Genomic DNA, 16,376 nt, shown 5'->3' with positions numbered 1-16,376 from the left:
TTACGACTGCCTGAAGTGACTTTTTATCTGCCTTTATATAAACATTTTGATGCCAAAATAAATAATAATAAGACCAAGAAATGGCGTTAATACGCGGTTGACCTTATCTAAATTTAAATGGCGAATCACGAGTGGTGTAATGATTGCGCCGATAATTGCGCCAATCATGAGGACCAATCCTGATTGCCAAGCAAAAGTACTAGTAAAGAGATGGCCGATTAAACTGATTGTGGACATAACAGTTAACACATAGGTGGCAGTACCAGCGGCTTCAACGGCCGTTAGCCCAAGAATTGCTAACCCGGCAGCCGTGGTCGCACCACCGCTTAAGCCGCCAATGCCGACCATCAATCCACTTAAAAGGCCAAAGAAGGCAGCTTGCCAAGGTTGGTGACCGGCTGTAGTTTGTTTAGAATGGTGCACATACTTGATTAGTACCATCGCACCCATAATCAAAAAAATTGTCCCGACAATCCAGTTATACAGTTGTTGGGGAATAAATTGTGCGCTGAATGTCCCGACGATGATACCGGGAACGGCCGCAATGATCATTTGATTGCCAATCTTGAAATTGACATTTTTGATTTTCAACTGTGTTATAAAACCAAAGAATAAGGCTGGTAAGGCGACGATTAGGGAGGTTGGTACGGCTACCGCGGTTGCAAGGCCTACTTGACTGGTTAAGACACCTAGGTATAGGGCAGCACCTCCGCCACCAATCAGACTAACGAAGATGCCGATTAGTAATCCGGATAAAAAGACAAACGTAGTGAATTCCCCCTTAGATTGTATAATTATACCTTAAACGGAGTACACTCCGTTTGTCAAGTGATGCGTAAAAGTGTATGGTGAACTTAAGTAAATAGGAGGGTGTGTCGAATGCGAAAGGATGCACAAATTAACCAACAGAAAATTTTGACTGCTGCGCGACAACTCTTTGCCGCGCGTTCAATCGAAACCGTTAGTATGAAAGATATTGCGACGGCCGCTGGTATCGGTCCCGGAACGTTGTATCGTCACTATGCCCATAAAAGTACACTATGTTTGGCATTGGTAACGGACCGAGTCGCAACTTTTATTAAAACCAATCAAGTCTACTTGACCACGACCTCGGTAGGTGCAGCGGCACGTTTTGATCATGTTATTGGGGAATATTTAGCGATTCGTGAGCACAACATGGCGTTATTAATGAATGTCGAGGCCGGTGAACCTGGTCGCCGTCAATTTTATCAGAGCGAACTTTATCAACAATTATGTGACCTATTAACGCAACTGGTTCGTGATTTGAAGCCAACGCTTTCGAAACCGGCATGTGAGTTTCAAGCTGATATGTTAATTGCCATGCTGAAGGGGACTAGTTATGCTTTTCAACGTCAATGGCGAGGACGGTCGCAGTCCGAACTATTGGCGCAATTGCACGCGTTAATGGTGACTGAATGATGTTCACTATTGGCACTAGTGGTTTGGCGATTAACAGAGTGGGTTGATTGTTAAATCAAAAAAGATGGTTCTAGGCGGTTAATCCTAGAGCCATCTTTTTGAATGAGTCGTTTAAGCAGGTGTCACCACGTATTTTTCATAACGTTGGGCATCGACAGTGTTGAGTTCGACTGTTAATTGGGTGCCATCAGCTAAGTAATCCGTTTTGAGAATGTTGGCGTGGTCATTCAAGTAAGCCACTACTTCACCATCATTGAACGGGATTAATAACGTTGTTGTCACGTAATTCTTAAAGACTTTGGCTTTGATCATACTGGTCAAAGCTTGTAGTGAGGCCTCATCACGCGCCGTATAGATGAGTTGATCATCTTGCTGGTTCGGGTAGTCGGCTTCGGTTAAATCAGCTTTATTGAAGGCATAAATCATAGGAACATCGTGCACACCGATTTCTTTGAGCGTCTTTTCAGTGGTCGCCATCATTTCCTTGTAATGGGGATCGGCGTAGTCGATGACTTGAATGAGTAAGTCAGCATTGGCAGCTTCGGCTAGCGTTGAACGGAAGGCGTTGATCAAGTTATGCGGCAAGTCGCTGACAAACCCGACTGTATCACTGAGCAGTAACTGCTTATTGTCAGGGAAGGTTAACTGACGAATACTTGTATCTAACGTTGCGAAAAGCATGTCTTTTTCGAAGACTTGCTTATCTTCACCCTTACCGAACAGTTTCACTAAACCATTCATAGTCGTTGATTTACCAGCGTTGGTATAACCGACTAAAGCGACGTTGGGGAGCCCAGCTTTATCGCGTTGTGAACGTCGCACTACTTCGTCTTTATTGAGTTCCTTAAGTTCGTGCTTCGCGTGACTGATCCGGTCTTGAATTGTCCGGCGATTTAATTCCAGTTGCGTTTCACCAGCACCACGGTTGGTAAAGCCCCCGCCACCACCAGCAGCGGCCCCAGCCTGTTGGTCAAGGCGATTGGAGATACTCGTTCGTAATCGGGGAAGTTGGTATTGTAATTGGGCAATCTTAACTTGCAATTTGGCTTCCTTGCTCCGCGCACGGTTACCAAAAATTTCTAAGATCAGACCAGTACGGTCGATGATCTGAATGTCCGTTTGTTCCTCTAAGTTACGCACCTGACTAGGGGTCAGATCCGCGTTGATGACCATAATGTGCAAATCGTTGGCGGCTGCGACTTCTTTGATTTCGACAACTTTACCTTTGCCGAAGAAGGTGGCCGGGTTGGGTTTTTCCAATCCTTGGTCAATTCGCAGGGCCGCGTGCATATTATTGGCTGCAACGAGCGCTTCTAGCTCGGACATGGCGTAGTCGTAATTGGCGACCGTTTTAGACATGCCGGCAATGATGACTTCTTGTACTTTTTGAGCGTTGGTTTCAGACATACACTCACTCCTAACGTGTTATGATTGCATTAAGTATAACATGTCTAATCAAAATATTACGACTTCGGGTATTAGGGAGGAATCAAAAATGGGTTACGTGCTTGATTTGCGGCGGCAAGTTGGTTACCAACCGCTAGTAGTGGCCGGTGCGGCTTTAATGGCCCAAAATTCGATTGGCAAAATTGTCTTGATTTATCGAACCGATAACCACTGTTGGGGCTTGCCAGCTGGATCGACTGAACCGGGAGAGACGGTCCAGCAAACGGCGCGACGGGAATTGAAAGAAGAGACTGGGCTGACGGTGGGTGAGTTAACGCTGATCGATGTCTATAGTGGGCCCAAGATGCACTATCAGTATCCTAACGGGGACATTATTGACAGTGTCACCACGTTATATCGCGCCAATACAACGGGTGGTGAATTGATTCAAGCCACCGATGAGACGAGTACTGCGGCTTTCTTTGCTTTAGATGCTTTGCCGACACCGTTGACCCCACTGACAAAGTGGATGCTTTGCGGTGAGTAAGCTTGACCATGCAGATGAGGTTTGCTATAGTGGACTGAAATATTAAGATGAATTGTCACCGGACAACGTTAACCCAACTTCCTTAGGTCATTGTGGAAGTTGGGTGGACGTTGTCCTTTTTATTTTGAGGAGGAATTGATAATGACGTGGATTTATTTAATTATTGCTGGATTATTTGAAGTGGTATGGGCTACGATGATGAAATTAAGTAATGGGTTCAGTCACTTTGGCTATGCTGCGGCCACAGTAGTTGGCATGGTCTTGAGTTTTGGCTTCTTAGCATTAGCAACCAAACACTTACCGTTGAGTATTGCATATCCAATTTGGACCGGTATCGGTGCGGTCGGTGCGATAATTGTTGGCCTGGTTTTCTTCAAAGATACAATTGCACCCATCACGTGGATCTTCATTGCAATGCTGGTCATTGGCATTATTGGTATCAAAGTCACGAGTTAGGATTGGGGGGGGTTAGTGGGTTTGTGATTCATCAGTGAAGCCCCAACAGCTTTTCAATATTTTTATAAAAGAATGACCACAAGCATGAAAGCGGTGTTATAATAACTTTAGAAGTTAAATGAATATTTGGGTTATTCTTAGACTTCTTCCGACCTGAGATAGACGCACTGTTGCCAAGACTTTACAAAATTTTCTTGTTACACCCGGTCAACGCACTACCTCTCGGAGGGGTTTCTTAATTTCGTCAGTAATTCTGTGTATAGTCTTGGTTGAGTACAACAAATAGTGAAAGAAGTGACGTCTGATGATGATGTATCCGTATCTGAATTTAGGCCCCAGAGATGGCGTCTTGATAATTGCAGCTGCTATTATGTTAGCTTTAACGGTAGTTTTTAATTGGTCAGTCTGGGAACTTTTGTTTGCTGTTGTGGCAGTCGTAATTGCGTTCTTAGCAGGAAGCATGAAACCGTCTAAGAAGAACGTGCTTGCTTTTTTGAAAAAATAGTTTGAATTGGGGTAGCATACCTGAATTCTTCAAACACGTCTTTAACCAGCAAAGTTTAAGGACATCATTGATAAGATAGCCGAGTTGGTTCTCTGTCAATTGATGTTGCGAATAGTGCTACGGGTGCTTAGTCAAACAATGGCAAGCACCTTTTTCAATTCGAATTGTTCAATAGCCCATGATTAAAATACAAATAAAGATATCTGTCGCCAGTAATCACGTATTTAGTTAATTACCAACAACAGTTATTTCAGAGCCAATATAAAAACGCTCGCGACCAGTCAGTGGTTGCGAGCGTTTTGTTTGATGAGCAAAATTATAAGTGTTGATTGACTTTCACGTCAGCTAAGTCTTGCGCATAATCGACGACGCGAATTTGATCGCCATTGATGTCGATGCGAGTGACGCTCCCGTTTTTGGGGCCGTTCGTGATGTCGATTTCAGGAGCAAAATGTGCGACCATACTGCGGATTGTCGTGCCGTGGGTAACCACGAGGACTTTTTGATGGTGATCGTGGTGAGCTTTCAAGTAGTCAAAGCCCTGGTTGATCCGTTCCCAGTACATCGAGTTGTCTTCAGCTTCATGCCAAGGGTCGATTTCACGCATCAAGTCGCGAGTCTGATCGATAGGCACGTGTTCAAGAAGTTCGTGCATGCTGGTGACCCCGTATTGGCGGCCAACTAGTGACCAGGTCTGACTTGAATCGTCACCTTCGAAATAACCATAGAAAACTTCACGAAAGTTCATCAGTGTTTTAAAGGGCTGGGCGGTAGCACCCGCCGCTTGTCGAATGAGCTGAGCGGTGTCGATTGCCCGCTTAGAATCACTGCTGTAGTAGTAGTCAAAAGCCGTGTTCGCTAGTGCTTGACCGACCTTGGTTGCGGTGGCTTGTCCGTATTCAGTTAACGGCGAGTCAGACCAGCCTTGCATGCGATTATATAAGTTGAAAAAAGTCTGTCCGTGTCGAACAAAGTAAATTGAAAATTGAGCCATGTGTTTCTCCTTATTTAGTCGAGATGGTCTTTGCGGCCAAAGTAGTCTAACGTCACATCGTTGTCGCTAATTGTGAATTTCGTGACGCTCCCATTTTGGGGCCGTGCTGGTGAGGTCAGTGCGGCAAAACGAGCAGCAATACTGTAAATCGTATTGCCGTGGCTGACGACCAAAACTTTGTCCCCGTCGTGATGGTGAGCACGTAACGTATCGAGACCGCCATTGACCCGTTGCCAGAATTCGGCGTTATTTTCGGCGCGATGGAACGGGTCAGCTTCTTTACAGAAATCTTTGGCTTTTTCGATGCCGTATTGTTCAATAATTGCGGACAAACTAGGTGCTTGATGGGGCGCACCAACCATGAACCAGGTCTGCGACGTGTCATCACCTTCAAAATAGCCATAAAAGGCTTCACGGAAGGCGGCCATTGGTTGAACCGTCAAATCGGTATTGCCACTGGCAGGAAGAATTAATTCTGCGGTGCGCATTGCCCGCGTCATGTCACTGGCGTAAACGGCATCGAAATCAATACCGTTGAGCATTTTACCTGCATTGCGAGCGTCCTGTTCGCCGACAGCTGTGAGGGGGGAATCACACCAGCCCTGCATTCGGCGGTACTTGTTAAAGTAAGTTTGACCATGACGAATCATGTAAACGGAAAAAGTTGCCATTATTTACTCCTCTACTTGGTGTTCAAAACTAAGCCATAATGTGTTTAGTTTACCATAAAATGCACTGCGATTAATTAGCAGTTGCTAAGGCTTGTCGAATCTGAGCGGCCGTTTGCTTATTCCCGGTAAAGATTAAGCGGTCACCGTACATAATCGTCGTATTTCCATTGGGCGCGATCAGTTTCCGATTACGGATGACTTGACTAATGGTAATATCCTGAGCAAACTGTAAGTTCTTAATTTGAACATCAGTATAGAGATGGTTGAGGACCCGGACTTCGTAGATGCTGTTTTCAGTATCATTGAGCAATAGCAAGGTTGACGGTGATTCAATTAAGGCGCGCAGTAAAGTAATGTTGGCCTCTGGTGTATTGTAGACTTCGACGCCTAGCTCTCGGAGTTCATCTTCATGTTCGTTGAGCACATTGCGGTCTTCAAACCGAACGATGATCCGCCGTACACCGTATGCTTTGGCGGCTTTAGCAAGCTCGTAGTTACGTTCGGCATCAATATGGCCGAGTACCAAAATATCCGTGTCAAAGACGCCGTGATCCTGTAAGTCCTGGGCTGTGAAGTTTTCCATTAAGGTCACTGGCACTTGCGCGTGGTAGGTTTGATAATTCTCAGGATGATTCGTGTACATTGACACGTCGTACCAGCCTTTTCGTAGCTGTTGTGCAACGGGTACGGTGCTTAAGTTAGCGCCGATAAAGTGGACCGCTGTTTTGACCAGGTCTTCTTTTTCAGCTGAATAAAACTTGTTAAAAATCAGGGGTGAGATGACACAAGTGAGTAGCGCTGCGAGTAAGAAAGCGCCGGACTGGTCACTAGTAATTGTCTTCATTGACTTGGCAACTCGAAGAACGGCTAATACCATTGTCATTGTCGTTGCAGTCAGCGCGGTACCGGCTAAAGCATTGGCTTGCTTGAACCGTAACTTTAGGACCCAGTAGCCGCCAATCTTGGCAACCATGTATGCTAAGAAAAATAGTGGAATTAATAGTAAGGTTTTGCCACTTGTTAATAAGGTCCGTAAGTTCAAATCGACGCCAGTCGTAATGAAGAAAATCGGGATGAAGAAGCCGTAACCAATAGCATCCAAGCGTTCGCGGGTCGTTTCACTAGGGTTCAAGAGTTTCAAGACGATTCCGGCCACAAAAGCGCCCAGGATGTTTTCAGCACCGACGGATTCGGCCACCGTGACCATCGTTACAATCAAGAAGAAGGCTAACCGAATATCTAGTTGTGTCGTCGATTTGTTAATATTTTGATAGAAGCGGAAGAATGGTTTGAACCGTAAGAGTAATAGTGCGGCAACGGCTAAAATGAGTAATAGTAACCAGAGACTTTGTGAGTTACTGCCGTAGACGGATGCATAGAGCGTCAGTCCCATCATCGGTACAAGTTCACCAAAGACCGAGATGAGCAGAATCGTTTGTCCGAAAGCCTTACTAAGCAATTCCTGTTCTTTTAAAGCTGCAATTACAATACCAAGTGAAATCGTGCCAAATAAAATCGCGGCAAGCCAGAAATCACTGAAGAGGCCGCTGACTTTAAAAGCAGCGGCGAGTAACAGCGATAGAACAATAATTGTGCTGTAGGCGTACACCGAAAGTCGAACTGGCGAATATTTCGGTGTGTTGACCGCGTTTTTTTGTTCTAAAGGTGTTAATGCCGTGCGCCGCTTCTTAAATAGGCTAAAGTCAATTTCAAGTCCACTTAAGAACAGCAGGACGATGACGCCAATCGTTGAGAGTTGTGAGATAAGGTCAGAGGTGTTCACAAAGTTAAACACGCTGGGGCCAATTACGATACCGACAATGATTTCCATGACGGCCGTTGGCAAACTGTTGATTTTGAATTTAGCCATGATAAGCGGAATTAATAATGCGGCTAATAAAATAATGACTAAGGAAACTTGATCCATGAATAAATACCTCGATTCGTTTTAGTACACACGGAGCTGATCATCATCAAAGCCCCAGAAAGCTTCGCTAGCATGTGCATCGGTGAAAACTTTCAGGATTTGGTCGACACCAGGGGCTAATTTGTCAGGCGTCAGTTGGCTCAATGGTTGCCAACTAATGGCCCCCTCGTATGAGCCGGCTAGCAAATCACCGTGATAGTGACTAGTGGTGTATAAGGTGCCAAGTGACACGTCGCCGTCCGCATTTTCGACCCACGTTACGGTGCCGACTAATTTCAATTGATCGACGTGCAAGCCGGTTTCTTCTAATACTTCACGCTTCATCGCGGTTACTTGTGATTCACCGCGATCAACATGGCCGCCGGGAAAAGTTAACCCCGACCACTGCGCGTCAATCTTATTTTCAACCAGGACATCGCCGGTCGCTGGATTGGTGATGAGGCACATGTTGACGAGTTCTGCACGGACGGTCCGGTCGTGGTGTTCATGCTGATCCTTAGTGGCTAACCAGTCTTGGGCCTTGTCATTGATGCTTGCCATGAATGCTGCTTTCGTTTGTAGGTAGGCTGCGAGATCGGCTTGCCCATTGCGCACACCTTTTTCGCGAATGGCAGTATACTTGCGGCCGTCTGTCCGGTGTGCATTGAGATAATCCCGGAAAGTGAGCAATTGCTGATAATGCTGTTCATCAGTTGTAATGATCACGTGGATGTCGTTAGCAGCTAATTGCGTTGCGTAAGTATGCGTTGTTCCAGCGACCGGTCGTGCGTGTAACGTAGCTACGGCAGCCGCCTGATCTTTAACAAGCAACGCCAAGTCAATTGTTGGACGCGCTAATAATTGGGGCATGGCCGTACTACCCACGTGACTACTTTTTAATAGATTCGCCTGTAATTGCTGGCGTAACAAGGTTTGATACTCGATTGCTTGCTTTTGCCAGTCAGATTGATAGGCAGTTAATTGAATTGGTTGCATAGAATCCCTCCACTCGAATAAGTCATTGAAAGGATACACTTTTTGAGTGGTTTTGAAAAGGAAAGACGTGCCTTTCAAAGCGAGAAGCAATAAAAAAAACACGATTGCAGATCAACCGTGTTGTGTGTGGCGCTTATTTGAGATTGAGTGTTGTCCGTTGTCGCCAGGTCTTAATCAGCGCAACCACTGTGGCTGGAATGAGCGCGGCGGCCATAATTCCTAGAAAACAGAGCGAGAGGTGGTTCTGTACGAAGCTGATCGAGCCAAAGAAGTAACCAAGTGAACAGCCGACACTGACCCAGATACCAACGCCAACTAAGTTCCAGATAGCGAAGGTCGGTTGCGGCATTTTAGCGGCCCCGGCACTCAGCGGGACAAAGGTCCGCACGAGTGGAACAAAGCGGCCAAACATGACAGCTTTCGCGCCATACTTAGCAAAAAATTGTTGTGCGCGTTGTTGCTTGGATTGGGGGAGGTGGCGTTGCAACCACGGTAAGCGAATCAGGTGGCGGCCAATTTCGAAATTGACAGTGTCGCCAATTACAGCAGCCACAAAGAATACTGGCACCAGAATCTGAATACTGAGGGCGTCGCTGTGAGTTGCAGCCATCGTGCTGGCGAGAAAGATCAATGATTCGCCGGGAAGAAATGGGAAAACGACCATGCCCGTTTCAAGAAAGATAACGGCGAATAATAAGATGTAAGACCAACTACCAAGCGTGGTTAATAGTGGGACGATACTTTGTTCTAAATGGGTTAAAATGGTTATTAAATTGACCAACGGCGCCACCTCCAATTTAAGTTGCATTTATTATAAGCGTCTGCGGGTTGAAAAACAGATGTAACCGATTACATTTCTTTCAGTTTAACACAATCGTAACTTTGATAGACCAATGTTCAAACAAATTTGCATAAAAAATCAAAAACTGGCGGCTGCCATGGGTTATTAATTGAGTCGGGCCGCCGATAGTGATAAAATTATTGTTCGATATTTAGGAATGGAGGGCGTTCAATGGCTAAGTCAATTAAAGCTGCAGAACAGGAACACTTAGATCATGTGGTTGCGAAAATTAAGGTGGCTGAAGAACAACAAAGCCAAACCATTACGCGCTCGGAAAAAGATCAGGCCGATATTAAACGTGACTTGCTGAATAACATCAATATTAAAACGGATAGTTACGAAGGCATGATGGAGACCGGATTATCCGTGCGGCAGCAACAACAGATGATGGATGAGCGGCAGAATAGTTGGAAGCACGCGACTAAGCAATTATCGACGTTAAAAAAGTTGGAAAAGAATGCTTATTTTGCGCGGATCGATTTTCATGAGACTGGTGAGCCTAAGCCTGAGACGATTTATATCGGACTCAGTTCATTTTCTGACACGCCGGATCACTTTTTGATCTACGACTGGCGAGCGCCTATTTCCAGTATTTATTATGACGGTGGGTTAGGGCACGTGACGTACCAGACTCCGGATGGTGAGCAGACCGTTAATGTGAAGTTGAAGCGGCAGTTGATGGTTGAGAATGGCCAGATCGTGACAGTCTACGATACTGATGAAGCCGTTGGTGACTCGATGCTACTAGAAGTGTTGGATGAAAAGTCCGATGTGAAGATGAAGAGTATCGTGACGACGATTCAAAAGGAACAAAATACCATTATTCGGGATACGAGTTCTGACCTCCTGTTTGTGCAGGGGGCGGCCGGTTCCGGGAAGACCTCGTCCGTTTTACAACGGGTCGCATACTTGTTGTATCGTTACCGGGGTAATTTGACGGCCGGACAAGTCATCTTGTTCTCACCAAATCAACTCTTTAATGATTATATTAACCAAGTATTGCCCGAACTGGGTGAACAAAACATGGTTCAGATGACCTATTTCCAATACGCATCGTACCGGTTACCACACATGCAAGTTGAAACTTTACAGCAGCGGTTTGAAACTGAAAATACACCGCAGATGGCAAAGATTACGAAGTTGGAAGGTAGCCTCGCATTCTTCAACGCGGTTACCACGTATGGCCGACATTTGGAACAAGCGGACATGCGTTTCCGTAACATTACGTTGAACGATGAAGTGATTATTTCCCGGGAAAAGATTAAATCGATTTACTACTCTTTCAACGAAAACTACCACTTAGCGAACCGGTTATCAGCAACTAAGGAAGAATTAATCAAGATTTTGAATCGCAAGGTTGAATCGGAGATGCGTTCCAAGTGGGTCGAAGAAGCGGTTCAAGACTTATCACGCGAAGAGATCAATCAATTATATGGCAATCAGCCGCGGGAATTTAAGAATGGCGATAAAGAGTTTAAATTCTTAGCACGTAAAATTGTGATGCAACGCTTAGGAAAAGCCCGGACGCAAATCGTGCGTAACCGTTTCTTGAGCATCAACATGCAGTACGCGCATTTCTTACGCGAAGTACCGAAGATCATCAAGTTGGCTGATCACGGTATCTCAGCTGCTGACTGGGATGCTACGGTTGAACGGAAACTAGCCGAGATTAAGGAACGTCATATCTCGTTAACAACGGTCTCAGCTTACATGTACCTGCATGACCTAATGACCGGAAAGCACGGGCAGCGTGACATCCGGTTTGTCTTCTTGGATGAAATTCAAGATTACAATGCCTTTCAGTTAGCTTTCTTGAAGTTTAGCTTCCCCCAAGCTCGCTTCACAATGCTCGGTGACTTGAACCAGGCGATTTTTACCAAGGAAAACAGCCATTCGCTGATCAATGAATTGGCCACGTTATTTGACCCTGAAAAGACGCGGGTCGTGCAATTGACTAAATCGTACCGGTCAACGCAACAGATTACTGATTTCACCAAGGAAATTTTAGTCAATGGTGAAGCCGTCACGGCTTTTGATCGTCAGGGCGACTTGCCAAATGTTGTTGTGACGCCTAACTTTGAAGCGGGGGTTGATCAAGTCGTTGATCAGCTAGCGATGAACGATTCTGAACGTGATACGACGGCAATTATCGGGAAATCCTTAGCAGAATGCGAGGCGCTCACGAAGGCCCTGAAAGCTCGTGGTGAGCAGGTTACGTTGATTCAAACTGAAAATCAACGCTTGGCTCCCGGTGTCATTGTAGTCCCGTCTTTCTTAGCAAAAGGGTTGGAGTTTGACGCGGTCATCGTGTGGAACGCTAATCAGGAAAATTACCAACGTGAAGATGAACGGCAACTATTATATACAATCTGTTCACGGGCCATGCACGAGTTAACGTTAGTCGCGGTGGGTAGCTTGTCACCGTTACTAGCGCGGGTGAACCACGCCTTGTATACATTAAATGAAGCAAAAGTTTAAGTCAGTTTAAGACAGTGAGTACCGCTCCATTCACCTGGAGTGGTATTTTTTTAGTTTTACTTGTGAAGGAAATCTTAAGGTGTGTCAGGATGATCAGTGGTGGAACAGTTGGGGAAGTGTGTCGGAATAGCTGAGAAAACGCTATCATAGCGATGGAATAAGCGTTAAAATTAACTCATCAAGTGCAGTAGTCGGTGAGAGACAATGGCCTTAATACTGACTAGGCACACAATATCGTGAAAATACTAACAACTAGTTAGAACGGTTGTTAGTGACCTGAGGAGGAAACGACGATGTCAATCACTGAAATGTTAGGTATTCAATATCCCATTTTTTCTGGTGCCATGATGCGAATTGCGACCCATGAATTAGTCGGGGCGGTTTCGGAAGCCGGGGGACTCGGTGTTTTAGGTTCAGCGGGGTTATCTGCCGAACAGTTGCGAGCAGAGATCCAAGCAACCCGCAAGCTGACGGATAAGCCGTTTGGTGTCAATTTAATGTTACAGATGAAGAACTGTCCAGAACTGGCCCAAGTCATCATTGATGAGGGGGTCAAGGTCGTGACGACTGGTGCGGGTAACCCGACTTCATATATTCCGCCGCTACACGCGGCCGGTATTAAAGTGATTCCAGTGATTGCTTCGGTCCACCATGCCCATAAGATGGTGGCGGCCGGTGCGGATGCGGTGGTTGCTGAAGGTCAAGAATCAGGCGGACATATCGGTCAAACGTCAACGATGGCATTATTACCTCAAGTCGTGGACGCTGTTGATATTCCGGTGATTGGTGCTGGTGGTGTCGGTGATGGCCGCTCGATTGCGGCGATGTTTGCGCTGGGCGCCCAGGGTGTGCAGTGTGGCACGATCTTTTTGACAGCTGAGGAGTGCCCGGTTCCAGCTAGTTATAAGCAACGGGTATTGGCTGCCAGTGACACGGATACAATCGTGACTGGCCGCAGCCAGCGCGATCCGGTACGGGCGCTAGTTAACCCGATGTTGGCGCAATACTTGCAATTGGAGCAAACTAACGCGCCGGTAGCAGAATTACACGCGTTAGCGGACGGTTCATTTGCGAAAGCCGTTGAAGATGGCGATATGGAACATGGTACGCCCATGGCTGGCGAAGTGGCGGGGATGATGACGACAATTCGGCCAGTCAAGGAAATTATTACGACGTTATTTGGTCAGGCTCGTGAGGTCGCGGCACAACTGAAAATCGAATAAGATACAGTAGCATAGCTCGGTACTAGGTCAGCGTTAACTAGTATCGAGCTATTAATGGTTATTGGCTATCAATTAGGAATCCGGTTAATTTGAATTTTAATCAGCGTTTGATAAGGGTTTCATGTTATAATCAACCCATTAATTTAGTAATGGTGGCAGACAGAAATCATGGAAGATCAGATGAACTATTATCGCTTCTCACGTGAACAGTGGAAGCAATTTTATCGTAACAATCAGCATCAAGTACCATTGACCGCAGCCAATTTGCACGAAATTGAGGCGTTTAATGACCGGATTAGTCTCGACGATGTCCGTGATATTTATATGCCGTTTGCGCATTTGTTGCAGGCCAAGTATGAACACTACTTGTCATGGCGGGAAACGGAGTCCGTTTTTTTACACCGCCAGAACCGCCAATCACCCTTTATTATTGGAGTGTCTGGAAGTGTGGCAGTTGGCAAGACCACCACAGCACGGTTATTAGAGATTCTATTTAAATATTTATATCCAGACCGGCGGACGCAATTGATTACGACGGATGGTTTCTTATACCCGAATGCCGAGCTCAAAAAGATGCAATTGATGGAACGTAAAGGGTTTCCGGAAAGCTATGATATGACGCGGCTGATCCAATTCTTGAACGATGTGAAGAGCGGAAAGCCGTTAGCGAAGGCCCCGGTATACTCTCATCAGACTTATGATATTGTGCCAAACCGCTTTGACGTGATCACGCATCCTGACATTTTGATTATTGAAGGGATTAACGTGTTGCAATTGCCAAGCAATCAGGCGATCTACATTAGTGATTTTACGGACTTCTCAGTGTATGTGGATGCGGATGCCGATTTAATTGAAGATTGGTACTTAGAACGCTTCAAGGCCCTGATGAAAACGGCTTTCCAGGATCCGACGAATTATTTCTATCCTTGGGCGATCGGTGATCCGAAGGACGCGATGGCGATGGCCGAGCGTGTTTGGGAAGAGGTTAACTTGAAAAACTTGAATGATTATATCTTGCCAACCCGTAATCGTGCGGATTTAATTTTGCACAAAGTTGCGCATCATGTGATTGATGCCGTGTATTTCCGCAAATATTAGCACCTAAGAAATTTCTCATACTGGTTGACCGAACGTTTAGAAATCAGTATGATAGACCTATTGAGCATTAATTAATCCAAAGGAGTGAACAACTTGGCAAAAACGGATACCGCGTCTTTCGATTCCATTTTGGTATTGGATTTCGGTAGTCAGTATAATCAATTGATTACCCGGCGCATTCGTGATTTCGGCGTTTATTCGGAACTACTTCCGAACACGATCACCGCTGAAGAAATCAAGGCCCGTCACCCGAAAGGTATTATCTTTTCTGGTGGCCCCAACAGTGTTTACGATGATGGCGCCTTTCGGGTTGACCCGGAGATTTTCAAGTTGGGCTTACCAATCTTGGGGATTTGTTACGGCATGCAACTGATGACCTACACGCTTGCGGGCGGGAAGGTCGAATCAGCTGATAACCGTGAATACGGCAAGGCGAACATTGACGTGACGAGTGACTCGGCGACCCTATTTAAGGACACGCCAGCTGAACAGTCAGTGTGGATGAGTCATGGTGACTTGGTTACTCAAGCACCTGATGGTTTTGACGTGGTGGCCACTTCTAAGAACTGCCCGATTGCGGCAATTCAAGATGTTGACCGGAAGTTATATGGGATTCAATTCCATGCTGAAGTTCGGAATACGGACTACGGTAATGATATTCTACGGCACTTTGCATTTGACGTTTGCCAAGCTGAAGCTAACTGGTCAATGGATGATTTCATTGATATGCAGATTGAAAAGATCCGCGCTGAAGTTGGCGACAAAAAGGTCTTACTGGGACTTTCCGGTGGGGTTGATTCCAGTGTCGTCGGTGTGTTATTGCACAAGGCCATTGGCACGCAATTAACAAGTATTTTCGTTGACCATGGTTTGTTACGGAAGGGCGAAGCTGATCAAGTTATGGCGAGCCTAGAAGGTAAGTTCGGCTTGAACATCATCAAAGTTGATGCTAAGGACCGCTTCTTAAGCAAGTTGGCTGGTGTCAGTGATCCTGAACGGAAACGTAAGATTATTGGTAACGAATTTATCCAAGTGTTTGATGAAGAAGCCACGAAGTTAAACGGGATGGAATTCCTCGCACAGGGGACCCTCTACACCGATGTGATTGAAAGTGGGACTTCAACGGCCCAAACAATCAAGTCACATCATAATGTTGGTGGTTTGCCAGAAGACATGCAGTTCAAGTTGATTGAACCGCTACGGACGTTATTTAAGGACGAAGCACGGGAACTCGGTGAAAAGCTAGGGATGCCGTCTGACCTTGTTTGGCGTCAACCATTCCCCGGCCCTGGTCTCGGAATTCGGGTTATTGGTGAGATTACGGAAGATAAGTTAGAAATCGTGCGCGATAGTGACTTTATCTTACGTGATGAAATCAAAAAAGCCGGCTTGGACCGTGAAATCTGGCAATACTTCACCGTATTACCAGGCATCAAGTCAGTCGGTGTCATGGGTGACGGCCGGACCTACGATTACACCGTTGGTATTCGGGCCGTGACATCAATCGACGGTATGACCGCCGACTTTGCACGTATTCCATGGGATGTCTTACAAAAGATCTCAGTGCGGATCGTCAATGAAGTCGATCACGTTAACCGCATCGTGTACGATGTTACGAGTAAGCCACCTTCGACAATTGAATGGGAATAGAAAATCATATAAAAATGAAATCGTAATATTGATTTAACAGTATTTGTGAGCTTATAAAATGGATGAATTGGTGGCGAATCTGAAAGATTTCCTATCAACAGTCTCACTAAGAATCGTGGAGGTCTTTAGTCACTTAGGAGTGATTAAGGATTTGCACGATTCTTTTTTTATTGGATTCTTGTTTG

At 45.7% G+C, this 16,376-nt stretch carries 15 protein-coding genes; 8 read left to right on the top strand and 7 right to left on the bottom strand.

The window, feature by feature from the left end:
- Nucleotides 1-33 precede the first annotated feature (33 nt).
- Nucleotides 34-720, bottom strand: a complete 687-nt coding sequence (locus tag E5260_RS11775) for a sulfite exporter TauE/SafE family protein (protein ID WP_232351346.1) — start codon at nucleotides 718-720, stop codon at nucleotides 34-36.
- Nucleotides 721-879: 159 nt separating this feature from the next.
- Between E5260_RS11775 and E5260_RS11770 the strand changes: the two genes are divergently transcribed.
- Entirely contained in the window at nucleotides 880-1,440 is a 561-nt protein-coding gene (locus E5260_RS11770) for a TetR/AcrR family transcriptional regulator (protein ID WP_003641140.1), read from the top strand.
- A 111-nt stretch (nucleotides 1,441-1,551) separates the two neighbouring features.
- Here the strand turns inward: E5260_RS11770 and hflX are convergent, their stop codons facing one another.
- Complete coding sequence (gene hflX, locus E5260_RS11765) at nucleotides 1,552-2,847, bottom strand: GTPase HflX (protein WP_003641141.1); 1,296 nt, start codon at nucleotides 2,845-2,847, stop codon at nucleotides 1,552-1,554.
- Nucleotides 2,848-2,935: 88 nt separating this feature from the next.
- Between hflX and E5260_RS11760 the strand changes: the two genes are divergently transcribed.
- From E5260_RS11760 to E5260_RS11750, 3 genes are all read left to right on the top strand, one after another.
- Complete coding sequence (locus tag E5260_RS11760; RefSeq protein ID WP_022637915.1) at nucleotides 2,936-3,373, top strand: NUDIX hydrolase; 438 nt, start codon at nucleotides 2,936-2,938, stop codon at nucleotides 3,371-3,373.
- Between the two features lie 141 nt (nucleotides 3,374-3,514).
- On the top strand, nucleotides 3,515-3,829 hold the full coding sequence (locus E5260_RS11755) for a DMT family transporter (protein WP_003641143.1): 315 nt from the start codon (nucleotides 3,515-3,517) through the stop codon (nucleotides 3,827-3,829).
- Nucleotides 3,830-4,133: 304 nt separating this feature from the next.
- On the top strand, nucleotides 4,134-4,334 hold the full coding sequence (locus tag E5260_RS11750) for a hypothetical protein (RefSeq protein ID WP_003641144.1): 201 nt from the start codon (nucleotides 4,134-4,136) through the stop codon (nucleotides 4,332-4,334).
- 316 nt (nucleotides 4,335-4,650) lie between these two features.
- Here the strand turns inward: E5260_RS11750 and E5260_RS11745 are convergent, their stop codons facing one another.
- The 5 genes from E5260_RS11745 to E5260_RS11725 form a co-directional block, all read right to left on the bottom strand.
- Nucleotides 4,651-5,328, bottom strand: a complete 678-nt coding sequence (locus E5260_RS11745) for a histidine phosphatase family protein (protein WP_003641145.1) — start codon at nucleotides 5,326-5,328, stop codon at nucleotides 4,651-4,653.
- Nucleotides 5,329-5,342: 14 nt separating this feature from the next.
- Entirely contained in the window at nucleotides 5,343-5,999 is a 657-nt protein-coding gene (locus E5260_RS11740; protein WP_003641146.1) for a histidine phosphatase family protein, read from the bottom strand.
- A 70-nt stretch (nucleotides 6,000-6,069) separates the two neighbouring features.
- Complete coding sequence (locus E5260_RS11735) at nucleotides 6,070-7,926, bottom strand: cation:proton antiporter family protein (RefSeq protein ID WP_003641147.1); 1,857 nt, start codon at nucleotides 7,924-7,926, stop codon at nucleotides 6,070-6,072.
- Nucleotides 7,927-7,947: 21 nt separating this feature from the next.
- Nucleotides 7,948-8,901 carry a GrpB family protein gene (locus E5260_RS11730; RefSeq protein WP_022637917.1) on the bottom strand — a complete coding sequence of 318 codons (954 nt, stop codon included), beginning with the start codon at nucleotides 8,899-8,901 and terminating at the stop codon, nucleotides 7,948-7,950.
- A 133-nt stretch (nucleotides 8,902-9,034) separates the two neighbouring features.
- Nucleotides 9,035-9,709, bottom strand: coding sequence for a DedA family protein (locus tag E5260_RS11725; protein ID WP_003641149.1), 675 nt, complete (start codon nucleotides 9,707-9,709; stop codon nucleotides 9,035-9,037).
- A 204-nt stretch (nucleotides 9,710-9,913) separates the two neighbouring features.
- Between E5260_RS11725 and helD the strand changes: the two genes are divergently transcribed.
- The 4 genes from helD to guaA all read left to right on the top strand — a co-directional run bounded on the left by helD (nucleotide 9,914) and on the right by guaA (nucleotide 16,191).
- A complete protein-coding gene (helD, locus tag E5260_RS11720; RefSeq protein WP_003641150.1) occupies nucleotides 9,914-12,220 on the top strand; it encodes an RNA polymerase recycling motor HelD in 2,307 nt (768 codons plus the stop codon).
- 293 nt (nucleotides 12,221-12,513) lie between these two features.
- Complete coding sequence (locus tag E5260_RS11715; protein WP_003641151.1) at nucleotides 12,514-13,443, top strand: nitronate monooxygenase; 930 nt, start codon at nucleotides 12,514-12,516, stop codon at nucleotides 13,441-13,443.
- 168 nt (nucleotides 13,444-13,611) lie between these two features.
- A complete protein-coding gene (gene coaA / locus E5260_RS11710; RefSeq protein ID WP_003641152.1) occupies nucleotides 13,612-14,541 on the top strand; it encodes a type I pantothenate kinase in 930 nt (309 codons plus the stop codon).
- Nucleotides 14,542-14,634: 93 nt separating this feature from the next.
- Nucleotides 14,635-16,191 carry a glutamine-hydrolyzing GMP synthase gene (guaA, locus tag E5260_RS11705; protein WP_003644035.1) on the top strand — a complete coding sequence of 519 codons (1,557 nt, stop codon included), beginning with the start codon at nucleotides 14,635-14,637 and terminating at the stop codon, nucleotides 16,189-16,191.
- Nucleotides 16,192-16,376: the final 185 nt, after the last annotated feature.

It is taken from the genome of Lactiplantibacillus plantarum (assembly GCF_014131735.1).
Taxonomy (GTDB): Bacteria; Bacillota; Bacilli; order Lactobacillales; family Lactobacillaceae; genus Lactiplantibacillus; species Lactiplantibacillus plantarum.
The sequence above is the reverse complement of the archived record's forward strand: the minus strand, read 5'-3'. Positions and strand labels throughout refer to the sequence as shown.

Coding starts and splice junctions, on each gene's coding strand:
- E5260_RS11770 (WP_003641140.1), top strand. CDS start 880: ATGCGAAAGGATGCACAAATTAACCAACAGAAAATTTTGACTGCTGCG.
- hflX (WP_003641141.1), bottom strand. CDS start 2,847: ATGTCTGAAACCAACGCTCAAAAAGTACAAGAAGTCATCATTGCCGGC.
- E5260_RS11760 (WP_022637915.1), top strand. CDS start 2,936: ATGGGTTACGTGCTTGATTTGCGGCGGCAAGTTGGTTACCAACCGCTA.
- E5260_RS11755 (WP_003641143.1), top strand. CDS start 3,515: ATGACGTGGATTTATTTAATTATTGCTGGATTATTTGAAGTGGTATGG.
- E5260_RS11750 (WP_003641144.1), top strand. CDS start 4,134: ATGATGATGTATCCGTATCTGAATTTAGGCCCCAGAGATGGCGTCTTG.
- E5260_RS11745 (WP_003641145.1), bottom strand. CDS start 5,328: ATGGCTCAATTTTCAATTTACTTTGTTCGACACGGACAGACTTTTTTC.
- E5260_RS11740 (WP_003641146.1), bottom strand. CDS start 5,999: ATGGCAACTTTTTCCGTTTACATGATTCGTCATGGTCAAACTTACTTT.
- E5260_RS11735 (WP_003641147.1), bottom strand. CDS start 7,926: ATGGATCAAGTTTCCTTAGTCATTATTTTATTAGCCGCATTATTAATT.
- E5260_RS11730 (WP_022637917.1), bottom strand. CDS start 8,901: ATGCAACCAATTCAATTAACTGCCTATCAATCTGACTGGCAAAAGCAA.
- E5260_RS11725 (WP_003641149.1), bottom strand. CDS start 9,709: ATGCAACTTAAATTGGAGGTGGCGCCGTTGGTCAATTTAATAACCATT.
- helD (WP_003641150.1), top strand. CDS start 9,914: ATGGCTAAGTCAATTAAAGCTGCAGAACAGGAACACTTAGATCATGTG.
- E5260_RS11715 (WP_003641151.1), top strand. CDS start 12,514: ATGTCAATCACTGAAATGTTAGGTATTCAATATCCCATTTTTTCTGGT.
- coaA (WP_003641152.1), top strand. CDS start 13,612: ATGGAAGATCAGATGAACTATTATCGCTTCTCACGTGAACAGTGGAAG.